This window comes from Brevibacillus sp. SIMBA_040 (assembly GCF_046535075.1).
In the GTDB taxonomy this organism is placed as follows: domain Bacteria; phylum Bacillota; class Bacilli; order Brevibacillales; family Brevibacillaceae; genus Brevibacillus.
Genome location: NZ_JAWRXI010000013.1, coordinates 24,008 through 41,938 on the forward strand (window position 1 = coordinate 24,008; position 17,931 = coordinate 41,938).

Below are 17,931 nucleotides of genomic sequence, written 5' to 3' on the forward strand. Positions count from 1 at the left end.
CATTGCTGCCAAAAATGGACACGTCAGATAAGGGAGGGAGATGAATGGGGGGAAAGACCGTACTGATCGCATTCGATTCCACACAGCAAGCCTTGCGGGCAGAGATGCTTTTGGAATATGCGGACATCGATATAGACACAAGACCGACGCCAAAAGAGATAACGGCAGGCTGTGCGCTTTCCATTGAGTTTCCAATGCCAGATTACTCACAAGCAAAAACAATCATGGAAGAACAACAAGTGGTAGTACGAGGCTATTTTCGCCAGTTTTCGGATTTCTATCGGGAAATTGATGAGGATGGGAACCAAAAGGAGCGGGAGGAATGAAAAAAGAAGGTTTTTTTGAGACCATCTATACACAGGTATACGGCTATGTAACAGACGCCGATATGTGGGTAAACATAGGAATGGTCTTGTTAAAAATCGCTGCGATCATCTTGATTTCACGTATTGTGTTATCAGTTGTGCAAGCGGCAGTCAATCGCATTTTTCAGCACCGAAAGGGCAGCAAGATACAGATGGACCAACGCCGAGTGGATACGATGCGCGTACTGGTCAACAACATCGTGCGTTATACGCTCTATTTCCTGGCGATCCTGATGATACTCCAACTGCTGGGGATTGATTTAAAACCGGTATTGGTGAGTGCAGGGGTGCTGGGACTGGCAGTTGGTTTCGGAGCGCAGAGCTTGGTACGGGATATCATTACCGGTTTCTTTATTATCTTTGAGGATCAGTTTGCCGTTGGAGATGTCGTAACGATTAACAATATGACGGGAACGGTTCAGGAGATCGGCTTGCGGATAACTCGTGTCCGCAGTTGGACTGGCGAGGTACACATTTTCCCCAACGGAATGATTACACAAGTGACCAATTTTTCGTTGCAAAATACACTTTCCGTCGTAGATGTCTCGGTAGCATATGAAGAAAACCTGAATCAAGTAGAGCAGGTGCTGAAGGAAGTTTTGCAGCTGGCACAAACTGAATTGCAAGATATCGTAGGGGAGCCTCAAATATTAGGCGTGCAAGCTTTGGGGCCATCGGAGGTCATCTTGCGTGTGACGGCGGAATGTAAGCCAAATACTCACCATGGGGTTAATCGTAACCTGCGTGCGATGATCAGAACCGAATTTACCAAGCGTGGCATCCAGATACCATATCCCAAAATTGTCGCGATGCCAGGAAAAGGACAAGCGTAGATCAGGGAGGAGAAAGAGAGAATGGAACGGAAGCAGTTTGGACTGGGGGATGTCGTTCAGATGAAAAAGCCGCATCCGTGCGGAACGAATGCATGGAAGGTTATCCGCATGGGGATGGACGTGCGCATCAAGTGCACCGGCTGTGATCATAGTGTGATGATTCCACGTCTGGAATTTGAACGAAAACTGAAGAAAATCTTGATTCACTCCGAGGAGGAGTCAGAGTCTTGATTCAAAAATTTTTTTGAACAACCCGTCTGTCTTTTCCTACAATGCCTGTAATCGGTCAGAAAGCCGCCGATGCTGATGGAGGAGTTTGACCGTAAAACAGGAGGTGTGGGATGAAGAAGTGGATGGGTATCAGATGGTTGCATTTCATAAGTGTGCTGGGACTTTTGCTGCTGATGACACAGTCTGCGTGGGCCAAGGGGGAGAGCGATTGGGTAGTTAGGATAACTCCGACGAATAATGCTGCTCAGATCGACCCTGAATCAGTCATAACACTGTCCTTTTCTCAGCAGATCAAGTTAGCAAGCAATAAAGAAATAACCGAAAAAGCACTTGTATCCGCGATTCAACTAACGGATACGAAGAAAAAGAAGATCTCCTTTACGGCAAAATGGAACAAGACAAATCGCAGCGTGACAGTAGATCCGGTTGGAAATTTGGAAGCGGGTCAAACTTATAAGGTTACACTGCTGGAAAAGAAGCTGAAGGACACAAAGGGTCAGCTCAATCCAGAAGTCAACAGTACGTTTTCTACAAAGAAGCCTGTGGATCAAATCCCTCCCAAAGCGGTGATCTTGCCGGGGGATGGGGCGAAGCAGGTGAAGCTTCAGGAGAAAATAACGCTGCAATTTGCAGAGGATGTTTTCCTGAAAGATGGAACGATTCTGTCCAGCAAAACAGCAGCTGGTCTCATCCAGGTGAAGGATGCCAAGGGCACTGTTATTCCACATACGGTTACATGGAACAAGAGCAAGCGAACGATTACGGTAAAACCTAAGGGAGCGTCGTGGCTGCCACATACCAGCTATCAAATCAATCTCATCGGTGGTCAACTAAAGGATGCAGAGGGGAACATGAACCCGTCCCAATCGTCCCGGTTTTCCACAGGTGCAACGAAATAAGGAAAAAGGGATGCAGCCGAGTTGGCGCATCCTTTTTTTTGTACGATCAAATATATCTCCCGGTGATTGTACAGATGTCGTGACAGATCATTACCTATCGACTATGCGATCTGTAAATGATCTATGTTTGGTGGTGAAGGTAAGGCTGCATTCTCATGCAAGCTTACCTTCGGTGAGATAGGCCAGGATCGCAGCGGGAAGCTTAGTCGCAGTCACAACCTACGATAACGAGAAGGATGAAGAGAACCAGGATCAACGCGAAATCGTCGAAGCCGTTAAAGATACCCACTTGCTAACACCTCCTACCCTAGTTTCAATACTCATGCTATGTCGGAACGGGGAAAGAGGTATGGGCGGATGCCCTGGTTCAAGGGAAAATAAGTTATACACAAGCTATCCACAGAAAATGTGGACAACTTTTTGTCGAAAAATAAGCTGTGGATAGTTGAAGTGGGGACGAGCAGAGGATAAATGATGAGTTATCCACAGTTTTATCCACAAAATTCAATTGTCTCTGGATAAATTGACTGTTCTTAATAAATATTTAAAATATTTTTATTAATAAGAAGGAGTTTCATACATATATCACGTAATTACATTATCTAGAAATTGGAAAAGATATATAAAGACGAAAAGGGGCGATTTTGACTTGAAAAAACGTGCGTTTGCTTCTCTCACGGCTTTAGCGATTGCATTGACTACCGTAGCGGTGCCCTTTATTCCGTACAGCTCACCAGCAGTAGCCTTTGCTGCGGAAAAAGCACCAAACTACAAAGATCGATCAGAGATACCTGACCAATACAAATGGAAACTCAATCATATTTACGGGACCGTCCAAGACTGGGAAAAAGATGTGAACAAGGTCGAAGCGATGGCAAATGCTTTCACCAAGCACCAGGGCAAGCTGGGAAGCTCCGCAAGTGCGCTGGTAAAGGCGATCGAAGACTACATCGAAATGATGCGTCTGAATGACAAAGCGTATGTATACGCAAACATGGCGCTTGATGTGAACTCAGCCAATTCAGAGCTGCAAAATTTGGCTGACCGCGCTGAAAAAATGTACACACTGGTTTCCGAAAAAACAGCATGGATTCAGCCTGAGATTGTAGCCATTCCTGACGCCAAAATGAAGAGCTTGCTCGCTGACAAAAGCGTAGCGCCGTACAAGCTGTTCTTAGAGGACATGCTTCGTACCAAGCCACATGCTCTTTCTACAGAGATGGAGCAGCTTTTGGCGAAATCATCTCCACTTGGGAGTTCGCCAAACAATATTTACGGCATGCTTTCTAAGGACGTGAAGTTCCCGAAAATCAAGGATGAGAGCGGCAAGGAAGTACAGCTGACCCGCGCCAATTTCATTTCTTACATGGAGAGCAAGGATCAGCGAGTGCGTAGAGATGCGTTCAAAGCATACTACAGCTCATTGATCGGCTTCCAGGATACATTCGCGCAAACATTGGCTGCCAAGGTAAAGGGAGATAATTTTTATGCCGATGCTCGTAAATACAAATCGGCATTGGAAGCCAGCTTGACTCCAAATAATATCCCAACCAAGGTATACGATGAGCTGATTGATACCGTAAATGACAATCTGCCACTTTTACACCGTTACATTTCCTTGAAAAAGAAAATGCTCGGTGTAAACGAACTGCACATGTATGACATTTATGTTCCGATCGTACCGTCTGAAGACAAGTACATTTCCATTGATGAAGGGAAGAAAATGGTTGTCGATGGTCTTGCAGCGATGGGCGACGAATATGTAAAGGTACTGGCTGAAGGTCTGGATGCTGGCTGGGTCGATGTGTACTCGACAGATGACAAACGGACAGGTGCTTATCAGTGGGGCGCGTATGACACGCATCCGTATGTTCTCTTGAACCACCAGGGAACGCTCGATGATGTCTATACGATCGCGCATGAGATGGGACATGCGATGCAATCGTATTATACGAATAAAAATCAGCCGTACATCTCGTCGAACTATCCGACGTTTACAGCTGAGGTTGCATCTACAATGAACGAGACGTTGCTATTTAAGAGCATGTATGCAAAGGCGAAGACCAAAGAAGAGAAGATGTATCTCTTGAATCACTATCTGGAAAACTTCCGTTCGACCTTGTTTCGCCAGACTCAGTTTGCCGAGTTTGAAAAAGCGATCCACGACAAGGAGCAAGCGGGAGAATCGCTCAACGCAGAGGCGATCAAGAAGATTTACCTGGACATCAACAAAAAGTACTACGGCAAAGACATGGTGTCTGATGACGAAATCGCTATGGAATGGGCGCGTGTCTCTCACTTCTTCAACTATCAGTACTATGTGTATCAATACTCGACGAGCTTTGCCGCGTCACAGGCACTCGCGAAGCAAATCATGGACGAGGGCCAGCCAGCCGTAGATCGTATCCGTACGAACTTCCTGGAGGCAGGTAACTCTGCACCGCCAATCGAGGTACTGAAGGCAGCGGGAGTAGATATGTCTACATCCAAGCCAATTGAGCAGGCGATGGAGATTTTTGAGGAAACGTTGAACGAGCTGGAAAAGCTGGTCAACGAGAAGTAAGAGGCAAAATCAAGAAGGCTCCCTTTCAATTGGAAGGGGGCCTTTTGGTGTATCTGATTTTATGATGAAACTTAATAAGCGATGCCGACTCGAGTCCGAACATGTTCCATACTGAACAGCTGCTTATACGTGAACTCGGCGGTGTCAGGAACCGAGATTTGCGCACCGTCGACAGGCAAGTAATTTGCTTCTACCCGATATGTGCCTGTATAGACGCCATCCGGTAAATACGTAGGGCAAACAATCGTCCACTCGAGGCCAGATTGCTCAAGCAGCGTAAAGGCTTTGTGATGCTCCTCCGCCGCACGCGTCAATTTTTGTCTCGACTCACTGGATTGATAACGCAAAAGCTCTGGAGAGACTCTGCTCTGCAAAATGCCAGCCGTACCGACAGTAATGATCCGAGAAACTCCTTCTTGCTTCATAGCATGAATAATGAGCGGTATACCTTCTGATAAGGTAGTCGACTTGTCCGTCCCCAAAGCACTGATGACAGCATCTGCTCCGCGTATGGCGAGAGCTACATCGCCTTCCTGCAGAACATTTCCTGCTAGGATGCGCAAGTGACCTACGGGCGGATCAGTGAGCTTGTCCAAAGACCGAACCAATGCGGTTACTTCATGTCCATCTTTGAGAGCATTGGCGAGAATATGGCTGCCGACGCGCCCGGTAGCTCCAAAAAGGGAGAGCTTCATTCCTATTCACCTCGTCTTCATAGTCTAGCATTTCTTTTTTTGTCCCACCAGCTTGGGCTATGCTTTGGTAGACAGGCGAGATGGATGGCAAGTGCTTGAATGAACAGCCAGCGTTACCACAAGGAGACAATTGTATTCTTAAAACCAAATCTATATACTTAATAGGATGTCATGATGTTGATAAGGGAGTGTATATAGATGGGTGCATCTTGCGGGATTGTCGGTCTTCCTAACGTAGGAAAATCGACATTGTTTAATGCCATTACACAGGCGGGTGCGGAATCCGCGAACTACCCGTTCTGTACGATTGACCCGAACGTGGGAATCGTAGAAGTACCAGATCCACGTCTGGAAAAGCTGACAGAAATTGTTGTTCCAAACAAAGTAGTTCCGACTGCATTTGAGTTCGTAGACATTGCTGGTCTGGTAAAAGGGGCAAGCAGAGGCGAAGGACTCGGAAACCAGTTCCTTGGTCACATCCGTGAAGTAGATGCGATTGCTCACGTAGTTCGCTGCTTCGAGGATGAGAATATTACACACGTATCTGGCCGTGTCGATCCACTGAGCGATATGGAAACCATCAATCTCGAGCTAATCTTTGCCGACCTCGATTCCGTAGAGCGCCGTATCGATCGGATCGCACGCAAAGTGAAGTCTGGTGACAAGGAATCCAAGCAGGAGCTGGATGTTTTGGAGCGCCTGAAGGCAGCTTTTGAAGAAGGCGAAGCAGCACGCAGCGTTGAATTAGATGATGATGAACGCAAATGGATTCGCGATTTGCACCTTTTGACCATCAAACCGATGCTGTATGTATGCAACGTAGCTGAAAACGGAATTCACGATGCTGATACAAATCCGCACGTGATCGCTGTTCGTGAGCACGCAGCAAAAGAAGGCGCACAAGTAGTTGTCATCAGTGCCAAAGTAGAAGCAGAAATTGCTGAGCTGGACGGAGAAGACAAGGAGATGTTCCTTGAGGAGCTGGGTCTTTCCGAGTCCGGACTGGATCGCCTGATTCGTGCAGCTTATGAGCTGCTTGGTCTGGTTACGTACTTTACAGCTGGTGTACAGGAAGTTCGCGCATGGACGATTCGCCAAGGCATGAAGGCTCCTGGAGCAGCAGGTGTGATTCATACTGACTTTGAGCGCGGCTTTATTCGTGCAGAAGTCATTGCTTATAACGATCTGGTAGATGCTGGTTCCGTAGCAGCAGCTCGTGAGCGCGGGAAGTACCGTCTTGAAGGGAAAGAGTACGTGGTAGCTGATGGAGATGTTATGCATTTCCGTTTCAATGTATAAAACGAAAATCTTGCTTCGAGAGAGTCACTTTGCTATAATACGATAATGCGAGTATTTATGGAGTGCATGTTTTATGCGTTTCGTTTTTAAGCACTCGCTCCTTGCCCAATAGGGCCGCAAAGTCCATAAGGAGGTGAAAAGGTATGCGTCAATACGAAGTAATGTATGTATTGCGTCCAGACCTTGAAGAAGAGAAAGTGAAATCCAATGTAGCTCGTTACAGCGATGTTGTGACTAACTACGGTGGCGAAATCACCAAGCTTCAAGAAATGGGTAAACGCCGTCTTGCGTACGAAATCAATAAGTTCCGTGAAGGTTATTACGTTTTGATGAACTTCAAAGCGAATTCCGATGCAGTAGCGGAAGCTGAGCGTCTGATGAAAATCAATGACGATGTAATCCGCTTTATGTTCGTTCGTGATGAGAAGTAATCATTGTCGCGATCAGAGGGGGAACCAAGATGAATAAAGTCATTCTCATCGGCAACCTGACGAAAGATCCAGAACTTCGCTACACGCCAAATGGCGTTGCCGTTGCTACTTTTACCGTTGCTGTTAATCGTCCCCGCACCAATCAGGCGGGTGAAAAAGAAACCGACTTCATTAATATTGTCGCTTGGCAAAAACTTGCCGACCTGTGCGCGAGCTATTTGCGTAAAGGGAGACAAGCAGCCATCGAGGGACGTATGCAAACACGTTCCTATGATAATAAAGAAGGAAAACGGGTATACGTAACGGAGGTCGTTGCGGAGAACGTTCAATTTTTGGGCGGTCGAGGCAATGAGGGCGGCGGAGATAATTCCGGATACGATCCAGGACCAGGATTTGGCGGTGGTAACAAGCCGTCCGGTCAGAGAAACAACGACTTTGATCCGTTTGGCGATCCCTTCGCGAGTGCAGGCAAGCCGATCAACATTTCGGATGATGACTTGCCGTTTTAAAAATCGTAAAACTTTCACATTCCTAAGAAGGAGGGACTATTATGGCACGCAAAGGACGTCCTAATAAGCGTCGTAAAGTATGCTTCTTTAAAGTCAACAAAATCAAGCACATCGACTATAAAGATGTTGATCTGCTCAAAAAATTCATCAGCGAGCGTGGTAAAATCTTGCCACGTCGTGTGACTGGTACTTCCGCGAAGTATCAACGCGCACTGACAATCGCAATCAAGCGCTCCCGTCAAGTAGCGCTTCTGCCTTACACGACTGAATAATTGACACAAGCTATAAAAAGGGGGACACAATTGCGTGGCCCTCTTTTTTCCATATTTTTTGTTACTTAAAATGAGGTGCTCAAATGCCTTCAAAAACAAAGCAACTGGTTGAAAGCTCTCTTATGCTGGGAACCGCACTTGTGCTGTTGTTTCTGACTAAATATACGCTGCTGGGTGCAGTAGCCGTATTTTTGGTCCCTCTGCCATTTTTACTATTGGCCATGAGCATGACTGCGTCTAGCATGGTGTGGATCTGCCTCGCTTTTGGATTTCTTGGGTGGATCGTCACAGATCCATTCTTCGCCATCTACGCTCTTCTGTTGGCGATTATGGGTGCAGTAATGGGGATGGCTTATAGGAAGCGGGGGACGGCACTTCCTGCGATTGCCTCAGGAGCAGGTATCGTATTTTTAAGTATCGTGTTTATGCTTGCTTTTATGGTTTTTGGCTTGCACATCGATTTTGGCGCGCTGATGAAGCAGGCTGCCCAATTCAAACCTTCCTTTATGTCTCAGGAGCAGTACGATGAGGCTGTAGCGGTTGCCAAGATGGGATTGCCATCTTCATTTGTCATGGCAAGCTTTATGTTTAGTTTTGTTGTTCATGGATTGGCACGTCTAATCGGAAAACGACTGCGCAAGCCGGTACCCGCATTAAAACCAATCCGCGAATGGACATTCCCTAGGTCACTTTTGTACTACTATTTTATCGCGATGATCAGCTTGCTCGTGTTTAGTGGTAGTATAGAGGGGACGTTTTGGAAAAGTGCGATCCTCAATGTAAAAATCATGTTGGACGCTGTTTTCACCCTTCAAGGTCTCAGTTTCTGCTTGTTTGCAGCTTATTTGTATGGATGGAAGAGATTGACTCCAGTGCTTGTCGTCTGTCTATTTATTTTTCAGCCTCTAGCCACTATACTGTGTCTAGTAGGGATATTTGACCTAGGTATTCGTTTGCGGGATAAATTGGAAACAAGAGTGAAGAGGGGCTGAGGAAATGCCCAAATTCCTGTTAAAGCGTTGGTACGGGATGCACATGGTCCTGGCACTTAGCTTTAGCTTGTTGTTATTGGGAATTTTGACCCTGCACCATTGGATGTACGGGGCGATCGGCATTGTCTGCTTGATTGGCCTTGTAATTTATGCCCTTCAAGCCGAAAAGGGATTCCAACGGGATTTGCGCCTGTACTTGGCTACGGTCACACATCGTGTGAAGAAGGCAGGAGAAGGTGTCATCTCGGAGCTGCCGATCGGAATTCTTCTATACAATGAGGAAAAGGCAATTGAGTGGGTTAACCCATTCATGACACACATGTCCGGGGATGAACTGTTGATTGGGAAGTCGCTTCAAGACGTATTTCCCCAACTGAATTGGAAGCCAGAACAAAAACGTCTGGAATTTACTTACAACGAACGGGTATACGAGGTGTTGGTTCGGTCCGATGAGCGTCTTTTGTATTTTAAGGACATTACGGATTTTAAAGAACTGACGACGCGTTACCATCGTGAAAAAGCCGCTCTAGCCATTATTCATCTCGATAACCTGGACGAGATTGGACAAGTAATGGATGATCAGAGCCGCACACTTCTATCTACGAGTGTTGCAGGCGTGATTACTGAGTGGGCCAACAAACATGGCATATATCTTCGCCGAATCACGGCCGACAAGTTTTTGGCGCTGATGGAGCGGGAAGCGCTTGATAAATTGGAAGAAACGCGCTTTGACATTTTGGATGTAGTGCGGGAGATGACTGCTGATAACAAAATTCCGATTACGCTCAGTATCGGGGTAGGGGCAGCTGCCAGCACGTATATCGAATTGGGGCAAATGGCGCAGTCCAGCCTGGACATTGCTTTGGGCCGTGGTGGCGACCAAAGTGCGGTCAAGGTTGGGAACAAGCTGACGTTTTACGGTGGTAAATCCAATGCGGTGGAGAAGCGGACACGCGTCCGGGCACGCGTCATTGCCCATGCTCTGCGTGATTTGATCCACGAGGCTGAGCATGTGATCGTTATGGGTCACAAACAGCCTGACATGGATTCCATCGGTGCCTCCTTGGGGGTACTAAAGGCAGTTCAGCTGCATAACAAGGCAGCGTACATCGTCATGGACGAGGGCAATAATTCGGTTGAACGATTGATGAGAGAAATCTATGCCAATGAAGAATTGGCTGACACGTTTGTCACACCGGAGCAAGCGATTCGACTGATCACCGGACGTACTTTGCTCGTAGTTGTTGATACCCATCGTCCATCACTCGTGATTGAGCCAAAGCTGCTGGGTGAAACCGGGCGAATTGTGGTCATTGACCATCACAGACGTTCAGAGGAATTCATTGAGCCTGTCCTGTTGTATCTCGAGCCGTACGCTTCGTCTACGTCCGAGCTGGTAACAGAGCTGCTGCAATATCAGAGCGAGCGTCTGAATATCGACAACCTGATTGCGACTGCTTTGCTCGCGGGGATCGTAGTGGATACGAAAAGCTTTGCTTTCCGCACAGGCTCTCGTACGTTTGAAGCCGCTTCGTTCCTCAGACGCAACGGAGCAGATACAGCCGCGGTACAACGTTTGTTAAAAGAAGATCTGAATCAATATGTAAAGCGCGCACGCATCATCATGAATACCGAAACGTATCGGGATAATATGGCGATTGCTGTGGGCGATCCTTCTGAGGATTATACGCAGGTTCAAGTCGCTCAGGCTGCGGAACAGCTGCTTACCTTGTCAGGTATTCAAGCCTCGTTCGTGGTGGCAGAGCGATCCGATGGAACTATCTTGATTAGCGGCCGCTCCTTGGGTGACATCAACGTACAGTCGATCATGGAACTCTTGGGCGGAGGCGGTCATTTGACTGGAGCCGCGACACAAATAGAGGGCAGTTCCTTGAAGGAAGCAGTAAAACGCTTGAAAGAAGCCATTGATACGGTCGTTTAGGCCAATATGAAAAGGGGGAAACGATGATGAAAGTCATTTTTCTTCAAGATGTAAAAGGCCAAGGAAAAAAAGGTGAGGTAAAAGACCTTTCTGAAGGATATGTACGCAACTTCCTGTTGCCGAAAAAATTGGTAAAGGAAGCAACGGATAGTAATGTAAAAACGCTCGATGCACAAAAGCGCAGCGAAGAAAAGCGCAAAGAGCAAGAAAAGCAGGAAGCACAGGAGCTGGCAGCTAAATTCGGCGAACTGACTGTGAAAATTAAAGGAAAAGCAGGCGAAGGCGGTCGTCTGTTTGGAGCGATTTCTAGCAAGCAGGTAGCACAAGCTCTGGAAGAGCAGTTCCAGATCAAGGTAGACAAGCGTAAGCTGGAGATGGAAGCGATTCGTTCCCTCGGTGTGACGCAAATTAAAGCAAAGCTGCACAATGAAGTAACCGCGACACTCAAAGTACACGTCGTAGAAGAATAATGCCGGATTACTGGGAGGTGTGACGTGAGCGACCTGTTTTTGGATCGTGTGCCGCCGCAGAACAAGGAAGCAGAACAATCGGTACTGGGTGCTGTGTTCTTGTCAAAGGAAGCTCTAACCACGGCCATTGAGATTCTCCGCCCGGAGGATTTTTATAAGACAGCGCACCAGCGCATCTTTCAAACGATGGTGGACCTGTACGAAAAAGGTGAGCCTGTCGACCTGGTAACAGTGACGGCTGATTTATCGGATCACAAGCTGCTCGAAGAAGTGGGCGGTGTGACGTATATTACGGAAATCGCCAGCTCTGTTCCGACAGCAGCGAATATCGAATACTACGCGAAGATCGTAGAAGAAAAATCGCTTTTACGGCGATTGATTCATACAGCAACGAAGATTGCCAATGACGGATACTCCCGTGAGGATGACGTTACCGAAATCGTAGCCGATGCCGAGAAGTACATCATGGAAATCGGTCAAAACCGTAATAGCGGCGGTTTTCAGGCGATTCGGGACGTACTGCTAGAAACCTACGAGCGCATTGAGATTTTGAGTCAGCGGCGAGGGGATATCACGGGGATTCCCACCGGATATACCGATTTGGACAAGATGACAGCTGGCTTTCAGCGAAGTGACCTGATTATCTTGGCGGCCCGTCCTTCTGTAGGGAAAACGGCCTTTGCTCTGAATGTCGCGCAAAACGTAGCTGCACGGGCGGGTGAAACAGTAGCCATCTTTTCATTGGAGATGGGTGCCTCTCAGCTGGTACAACGTATGATTTGTGCGGAAGGGAACCTCGATGCATCCCGGATGCGTTCTGGAGCATTGGAAGAGGATGATTGGCAAAAGCTGACGATGGCGATTGGAACTCTGGCAAAGGCACCGATTTATATCGATGATACGCCAGGGGTTACGGTGCAGGACATCCGGGCCAAATGTCGTCGACTACAAGCCGAGCGCGGATTAGGAATGATATTGATCGATTATCTGCAGCTAATTCATGGTCGTGGCAAAGGAGACAACCGTCAGCAGGAAGTATCGGAAATCTCACGTACGTTAAAAGGGATTGCCCGTGAATTGAATGTTCCTGTGATTGCTTTGTCACAGCTCAGTCGTGGGGTAGAGCAGCGTCAAGACAAACGGCCGATGATGTCTGATATCCGTGAATCCGGATCGATTGAGCAGGATGCGGATATCGTAGCGTTCCTTTACCGTGATGACTATTACGACAAAGAAACGGAAAACAAAAACGTGATTGAGGTCATCATCGCCAAACAGCGTAACGGCCCTACCGGAACGGTGGAGCTGGCGTTTTTGAAGGAATTCAATAAATTCGTGAGCTTGGATCATCGCTTTCGTAATGCTGCGGGACAATAAGTGGAAAAAGAGGGCCGGAGAAATCCGGCTTTTTTCGTGCGGAAGCAGAGCTCTGCCAAAAGTCATGGCGTAGCCAGGTTTTCTTATGCGAAATATCCACTGCTTGCCAATGTCATGTGGCTATTTTCCCAATGCTTGGGAATGCATATACTGAGGCTGATGGTAGCGGCGTTGAAAAGGTTTCTGAAAGAATGATAAATTACCGAACATATAATCTTTCCACTATTCAAATGTTCGTATTTTCCGTTGACATGTGGGAAATCGTTTAGTACACTTAGATTGTTTCAGGCCCAAAAGGACATGATTATATCAGGAGGTGTTTTTCGATGTCAACAGTCGTTGTCGTCGGAACCCAGTGGGGCGATGAAGGTAAAGGTAAAATTACAGATTACTTGGCTGAAAGTGCTGAAGTAGTAGCTCGTTACCAAGGTGGTAACAACGCAGGTCACACCATTATTTTTGGTGGCAACAAATACAAACTTCATCTGATTCCATCCGGAATTTTTTATACAGACAAGATCTGCGTAATCGGTAACGGTATGGTAATCGACCCGAAAGCGCTAGTGAAAGAGCTGGAGTACATTCACAGCTTTGGCTTCACAACAAACAACTTGAAAATTAGCGATCGCGCGCATGTTATTATGCCGTACCATATCAAATTGGATGGCGTAGAAGAGGATAGCCGCGGTGCGAATAAAATCGGTACCACCCGTAAAGGGATTGGTCCTGCATACATGGATAAAGCAGCTCGGATCGGTATTCGCATTGCTGATTTGATGGACAAAGAAGAGTTTGCTCGCAAGCTGGAGCGCAATCTCGCTGAGAAAAACCTGTTGCTTGAAAAGCTGTACAACACAACTGGTTTTGAACTGCAAGAAGTACTCGACGAATACTTGGCTCTTGCCGAAATCATCCGTCCATACGTAACTGATACATCTGTTGTACTGAATGATTCGATTGACCGTGGCAACCGCGTTCTGTTTGAAGGTGCGCAGGGCGTGCTGCTCGATATCGATCAAGGTACTTATCCATATGTAACGTCTTCCAACCCGATTGCTGGGGGCGTAACAATCGGTTCCGGTGTAGGACCGACGAAAATCAATCAAGTAATTGGTGTAGCAAAAGCATACACTACCCGTGTCGGCGATGGGCCGTTCCTGACTGAGCTTTCTGATGCGACTGGCGACCACATTCGTGAGGTTGGTGCTGAGTACGGTACAACGACTGGACGTGCACGTCGTGTTGGCTGGTTTGACAGCGTGGTTGTTCGCCATGCGCGTCGTGTCAGCGGTATCACTGGTTTGGCTATCACCAAGCTGGACACCCTGTCTGGAATTGAATCGCTGCGTATTTGCACAGCGTACAAATACAATGGCGAAATCATCGAGTCTTTCCCAGCGAACCTCAATATGCTGGCAAAATGCGAGCCAGTATATGAAGAGCTTCCAGGCTGGAGCGAAGACATCACAGGCGTACGCAATCTCAATGATTTGCCGGAAAACGCACGTCACTACATCGAACGTATTACCCAATTGACTGGTATCCCTATGTCGATCTTCTCTGTAGGACCAGATCGTGAACAAACGGTTATCGTACGTGGTATTTACGGATAAAAGTAGGTCATAGGTTATAAAAAAAGCTGTCGAATTGTCGACAGCTTTTCCTTTTTTGGGCGGACAGACACAAAACGACACCCTCTGGGCATATGCTTTGTCATAGGCAGAAATCAAAGAGGTGATCATGATGATGGGATTCGACCAAAAGGCCAAGAAGCTGCTAGGGAAAAACGTACAGGTCAAAATGTTTAATGGCGTCGTGATCAAGGGAACCATGACTCATTTTAACAACGGATACCTTTGCTTTATTACCACATACAAGCAGCAAAACGATGCCGAAAAAACGACCATCCGCCGACTTGCCCTACGAGACATTACTTCTATGCAAGAGGTGTGAGCCCTAGATGAGCACAACGAAATAAGCCATCTTTCCTGTTCGTAGGGAAGATGGCTATTATTTGTTGAAAGGGAAAGCTCTGTTAGATCATTCCTCCGCAAGAAGTAATGATCTCAGTCGCTTCGTCTCCTCGCTCCTCAGGTACGACAGCCGTAAGTAATACGCTACGGTTCATATTGTCATCACCACGATCTGCCATGCCACTTGCATCCGGGTCTACAGCTGCAAGAACACTTGCATCCCGACCACTTGGAAAATCGCCAGCCAATGTGAGATTTCCTAGCGAGGGAATTTCTCCGGTAATCGGGTTCATGATGCGCTCGTTTCCATCACCGGGAAATTGTCCAACTCTGTCGATTGAAATGATGGAAAAACCAGCTTGTTGAAGAGCCTCCTTTGCCTTCCCTGCTTCGTCTTCTGTATGAAAACCAGCTAAAATGTTTCGTTCCTTCAAGGAAATCAGCCTCCATTTATGATAAAACCACCCATTTGTATGTACATATCGTGACGCTTTCCCGCATTTTTTATTCGACGGCAATTTACACTTGATGTTGTCGGCAAATTTATGGTAAAGTCGACATAGTTGGTTTCTTTAGGCAATTTGGCAGATAAATGGAAACTAAATTTTGGGATATACGACCTATTCGGTATATTAAAAATTTTCAGGAAATAGAAACGAGAAAGCTGTGTCTGTTTTCAGGAGGGACAAGTTATGCAATGGTCTGAATGGAAGGCCAAGCTGCAGGAACGGTCAGAACGAATCGTTCGAGATTGCAGTGATCTGGCGAAACGTACTATGAAACGTACAAGCTCTTACGTCCAAGAACATAAAAAACTTTGCGTTTCCGTTGCAGCGGGACTGCTCGTAACAGTAGCAGCCGGGGCATCTGCACAATATTACTACACAAGCAACATCACATCTGTATACCACGTAATCGTTAACGGCAAAGAAATCGGCGTAGTAAACAATCCAGACGTGATTCACAACTGGACGAATAGCAAGCTGGAAGAGGAAAAGGCAAAGAACGGTCTGAGTCTGACGCTAGCGGATTACATAACGTTCCAGGAAGAGACCAAGTACAAGGCGCCATTTGACAATGACGCAGCTGTTAAGGCACTCTCCGATATTGCAGATATCAAGGTTCAGGCAGTGAAGGTAGTGGTTGACGGCAAAGCAATCGGATACTTGCCGGATCAGGCGACTGCGGACGAAGTGCTTGCTCACGTGAAAGAAAAATACTCGGGAGTTCCAGGTGGAAATGCAAAAAAGGCAGTAGTTGCAGCATCCACATCGGCTGTTCAGGCTAACCCGATCAAAGAAGTAACCTTCAAGGAAAACGTAGAGATGCAGGCGGAATCAGTTACTGCAGCTCAAATTTTGCCTGCCGAAAAACTGGAGGAGCTGCTCGTAAAGGGTACTTTCCAGGATATGAAGCATACGGTAGTTGAGGGTGATTGCATCGGTTGCATTGCCAAAAAGTACGGAATTACCTCGAAAGATATTTATGCCAACAACCCTGGTGTTACGGAAAATACGTTGCTGCAATTGGGGCAACAACTTAACGTTACAGCGATTCGTCCACTCGTAACTGTGCAGGTGAAAGAAGAGCTGTCGCAGCAAGAGACTGTTGCTTTTACTACCCAAATCAATAACAATGAAAAGCTGCCAAAAGGCGAAACGAAAGTGATTCAAGAGGGGCGCGACGGCAGCAAAATGGTCCAGTATGAAATCGTGAAAGAAAATGGACAAGTTGTCGACCGCAAAATCGTCAAGCAGGACGTGATTACACAGCCTGTAGCGAAAATTATGGAGCGCGGCACAAAAGTGATCCCTTCACGTGGGACAGGCCGTCTGAGCTGGCCAGCAAAAGGCTACATCAGCAGTGGCTTTGGTACACGTTGGGGCAGATTGCACAAAGGTATCGATATTGCCGGTTCCGGTTCTGTACTGGCAGCAGACAACGGTCGTGTCACACTGGCTGGATGGGACGGCGATTACGGAAAGGCAGTCGTCATCGACCACGGAAACGGCATGCAGACTTTGTACGGTCATTTGAGCACCATTAACGTAAAAGTCGGCGATGTTGTTGAACAAGGAAAGAAAATTGGCGTGAAGGGTTCCACAGGCGACTCCACAGGTGTCCATCTCCATTTTGAGGTTCATCAGAATGGACGAGTTCAGAACCCAATGCGTTTCTTAAAATAGACAAGTAATTTTTGGAAGCAAAAAGGGACACTCTCTCATGGGTGCCCTTTTTTTCGTGGCCTGACAGGTACTCATTTCCAAGGGGCTTCTTTACGGGCTGGACATGGTGTATTGTAGAGGAATAGAAGCTCCTCAGGTGGAATCCCTTAAGTGAGAAAAGGAGGGAGCGGGATGGCAAAACTCCTCGTCGTAGACGATGAAAAACCAATCGCTGATATTTTGAAATTTACCTTTGAAAAAGAAGGCTACCAAGTCGTGTGCGCCTACGATGGTGAGGAAGCACTGCTCATCGTGCAAGACGAAAGGCCGGATTTGATTTTACTTGATGTGATGCTGCCAGGACGTGACGGGATGGAAGTATGCCGCGCGGTTCGCCAAACCTATGATGTGCCGATCATTATGCTAACGGCAAAGGATTCAGAGCTGGATAAGGTATTGGGGCTCGAGCTCGGTGCGGATGATTACGTCACCAAGCCGTTTAGCACCCGTGAGCTCGTTGCTCGGGTAAAGGCGCATCTGCGCAGAAATCAGCCAAAACTGGAAGAACGGGATAGCCAGCATCTGTTGCGAGTCCATGAGATAGAAATCGATCTGCATTCGTATACCGTGGAAAAAGTTGGAGAGCAGCTGGAGCTGACTCATCGTGAGTTTGAGCTCTTAGTTTATTTGACCCGTCATCAGGGACAGGTATTGACACGTGAGCATCTGCTTCAATCCGTTTGGGGCTTCGACTATTTTGGTGATGTCCGTACTGTGGATGTAACCATACGTCGTTTGCGCGAAAAGATCGAGGACGATCCGAGTCAACCCAAATACATCATTACACGCCGTGGCTTGGGCTACACCTTGCGTAACCCGGGCGTGGGAGGCCAGCCTGGATGAGGCGGTTCATCA

General features: G+C 47.2%; 20 protein-coding genes. 17 read left to right on the forward strand and 3 right to left on the reverse strand.

Features of this window, described 5'->3' with window-relative positions; genetic code table 11:
- The first annotated feature begins 44 nt into the window (after nucleotides 1-44).
- The 4 genes from SB752_RS21260 (at nucleotide 45) to SB752_RS21275 (ending at nucleotide 2,328) form a co-directional block, all read left to right on the forward strand.
- Entirely contained in the window at nucleotides 45-326 is a 282-nt protein-coding gene (locus SB752_RS21260; RefSeq protein WP_103105029.1) for a putative Se/S carrier protein, read from the forward strand.
- Nucleotides 323-1,198 carry a mechanosensitive ion channel family protein gene (locus SB752_RS21265; protein WP_410717549.1) on the forward strand — a complete coding sequence of 292 codons (876 nt, stop codon included), beginning with the start codon at nucleotides 323-325 and terminating at the stop codon, nucleotides 1,196-1,198. Before SB752_RS21260 ends, SB752_RS21265 begins: the two co-directional genes overlap by 4 nt.
- Nucleotides 1,199-1,219: 21 nt before the next feature.
- A complete protein-coding gene (locus tag SB752_RS21270; RefSeq protein ID WP_410717550.1) occupies nucleotides 1,220-1,429 on the forward strand; it encodes a DUF951 domain-containing protein in 210 nt (69 codons plus the stop codon).
- 110 nt (nucleotides 1,430-1,539) lie between these two features.
- On the forward strand, nucleotides 1,540-2,328 hold the full coding sequence (locus SB752_RS21275) for an Ig-like domain-containing domain (RefSeq protein ID WP_410717551.1): 789 nt from the start codon (nucleotides 1,540-1,542) through the stop codon (nucleotides 2,326-2,328).
- Between the two features lie 202 nt (nucleotides 2,329-2,530).
- Here SB752_RS21275 and SB752_RS21280 read toward each other — a convergent pair whose 3' ends face one another.
- Complete coding sequence (locus SB752_RS21280; RefSeq protein WP_017246824.1) at nucleotides 2,531-2,617, reverse strand: YjcZ family sporulation protein; 87 nt, start codon at nucleotides 2,615-2,617, stop codon at nucleotides 2,531-2,533.
- Nucleotides 2,618-2,977: 360 nt separating this feature from the next.
- On the opposite strand from SB752_RS21280, the gene pepF reads away from it, so the two are divergent.
- Entirely contained in the window at nucleotides 2,978-4,891 is a 1,914-nt protein-coding gene (gene pepF, locus SB752_RS21285) for an oligoendopeptidase F (protein WP_410717552.1), read from the forward strand.
- A gap of 71 nt (nucleotides 4,892-4,962) precedes the next feature.
- Here pepF and SB752_RS21290 read toward each other — a convergent pair whose 3' ends face one another.
- A complete protein-coding gene (locus SB752_RS21290) occupies nucleotides 4,963-5,586 on the reverse strand; it encodes an NAD(P)-dependent oxidoreductase (RefSeq protein ID WP_410717553.1) in 624 nt (207 codons plus the stop codon).
- Between the two features lie 198 nt (nucleotides 5,587-5,784).
- Between SB752_RS21290 and ychF the strand changes: the two genes are divergently transcribed.
- The 10 genes from ychF (at nucleotide 5,785) to SB752_RS21340 (ending at nucleotide 14,831) form a co-directional block, all read left to right on the forward strand.
- On the forward strand, nucleotides 5,785-6,885 hold the full coding sequence (gene ychF, locus SB752_RS21295; RefSeq protein WP_213023824.1) for a redox-regulated ATPase YchF: 1,101 nt from the start codon (nucleotides 5,785-5,787) through the stop codon (nucleotides 6,883-6,885).
- A gap of 143 nt (nucleotides 6,886-7,028) precedes the next feature.
- Nucleotides 7,029-7,316, forward strand: coding sequence for a 30S ribosomal protein S6 (gene rpsF, locus SB752_RS21300; protein WP_049740478.1), 288 nt, complete (start codon nucleotides 7,029-7,031; stop codon nucleotides 7,314-7,316).
- A 29-nt stretch (nucleotides 7,317-7,345) separates the two neighbouring features.
- Nucleotides 7,346-7,825, forward strand: a complete 480-nt coding sequence (locus SB752_RS21305; protein ID WP_049740479.1) for a single-stranded DNA-binding protein — start codon at nucleotides 7,346-7,348, stop codon at nucleotides 7,823-7,825.
- Between the two features lie 41 nt (nucleotides 7,826-7,866).
- A complete protein-coding gene (gene rpsR / locus SB752_RS21310) occupies nucleotides 7,867-8,097 on the forward strand; it encodes a 30S ribosomal protein S18 (RefSeq protein WP_049740480.1) in 231 nt (76 codons plus the stop codon).
- An 83-nt stretch (nucleotides 8,098-8,180) separates the two neighbouring features.
- Nucleotides 8,181-9,089 (forward strand): DUF2232 domain-containing protein, encoded by a 909-nt coding sequence (locus SB752_RS21315; RefSeq protein ID WP_410717554.1) that lies wholly within the window; start codon nucleotides 8,181-8,183, stop codon nucleotides 9,087-9,089.
- A gap of 4 nt (nucleotides 9,090-9,093) precedes the next feature.
- A complete protein-coding gene (locus SB752_RS21320; protein ID WP_410717555.1) occupies nucleotides 9,094-11,031 on the forward strand; it encodes a DHH family phosphoesterase in 1,938 nt (645 codons plus the stop codon).
- Between the two features lie 26 nt (nucleotides 11,032-11,057).
- Nucleotides 11,058-11,501, forward strand: coding sequence for a 50S ribosomal protein L9 (rplI, locus tag SB752_RS21325; protein ID WP_410717650.1), 444 nt, complete (start codon nucleotides 11,058-11,060; stop codon nucleotides 11,499-11,501).
- Between the two features lie 24 nt (nucleotides 11,502-11,525).
- Nucleotides 11,526-12,878, forward strand: coding sequence for a replicative DNA helicase (gene dnaB, locus SB752_RS21330; protein WP_410717556.1), 1,353 nt, complete (start codon nucleotides 11,526-11,528; stop codon nucleotides 12,876-12,878).
- A gap of 326 nt (nucleotides 12,879-13,204) precedes the next feature.
- Entirely contained in the window at nucleotides 13,205-14,491 is a 1,287-nt protein-coding gene (locus SB752_RS21335) for an adenylosuccinate synthase (RefSeq protein WP_410717557.1), read from the forward strand.
- A gap of 133 nt (nucleotides 14,492-14,624) precedes the next feature.
- Entirely contained in the window at nucleotides 14,625-14,831 is a 207-nt protein-coding gene (locus SB752_RS21340; protein ID WP_201264846.1) for a hypothetical protein, read from the forward strand.
- An 82-nt stretch (nucleotides 14,832-14,913) separates the two neighbouring features.
- Here SB752_RS21340 and SB752_RS21345 read toward each other — a convergent pair whose 3' ends face one another.
- Nucleotides 14,914-15,285, reverse strand: coding sequence for a hypothetical protein (locus tag SB752_RS21345; RefSeq protein ID WP_486304120.1), 372 nt, complete (start codon nucleotides 15,283-15,285; stop codon nucleotides 14,914-14,916).
- Between the two features lie 258 nt (nucleotides 15,286-15,543).
- Here SB752_RS21345 and SB752_RS21350 point away from each other — a divergent pair, with 258 nt between their 5' ends.
- Both SB752_RS21350 and yycF read left to right on the forward strand, forming a co-directional pair.
- On the forward strand, nucleotides 15,544-17,037 hold the full coding sequence (locus SB752_RS21350) for a LysM peptidoglycan-binding domain-containing M23 family metallopeptidase (protein WP_410717559.1): 1,494 nt from the start codon (nucleotides 15,544-15,546) through the stop codon (nucleotides 17,035-17,037).
- A gap of 171 nt (nucleotides 17,038-17,208) precedes the next feature.
- Nucleotides 17,209-17,919 (forward strand): response regulator YycF, encoded by a 711-nt coding sequence (gene yycF / locus SB752_RS21355; protein ID WP_410717560.1) that lies wholly within the window; start codon nucleotides 17,209-17,211, stop codon nucleotides 17,917-17,919.
- Nucleotides 17,920-17,931 lie beyond the last annotated feature (12 nt).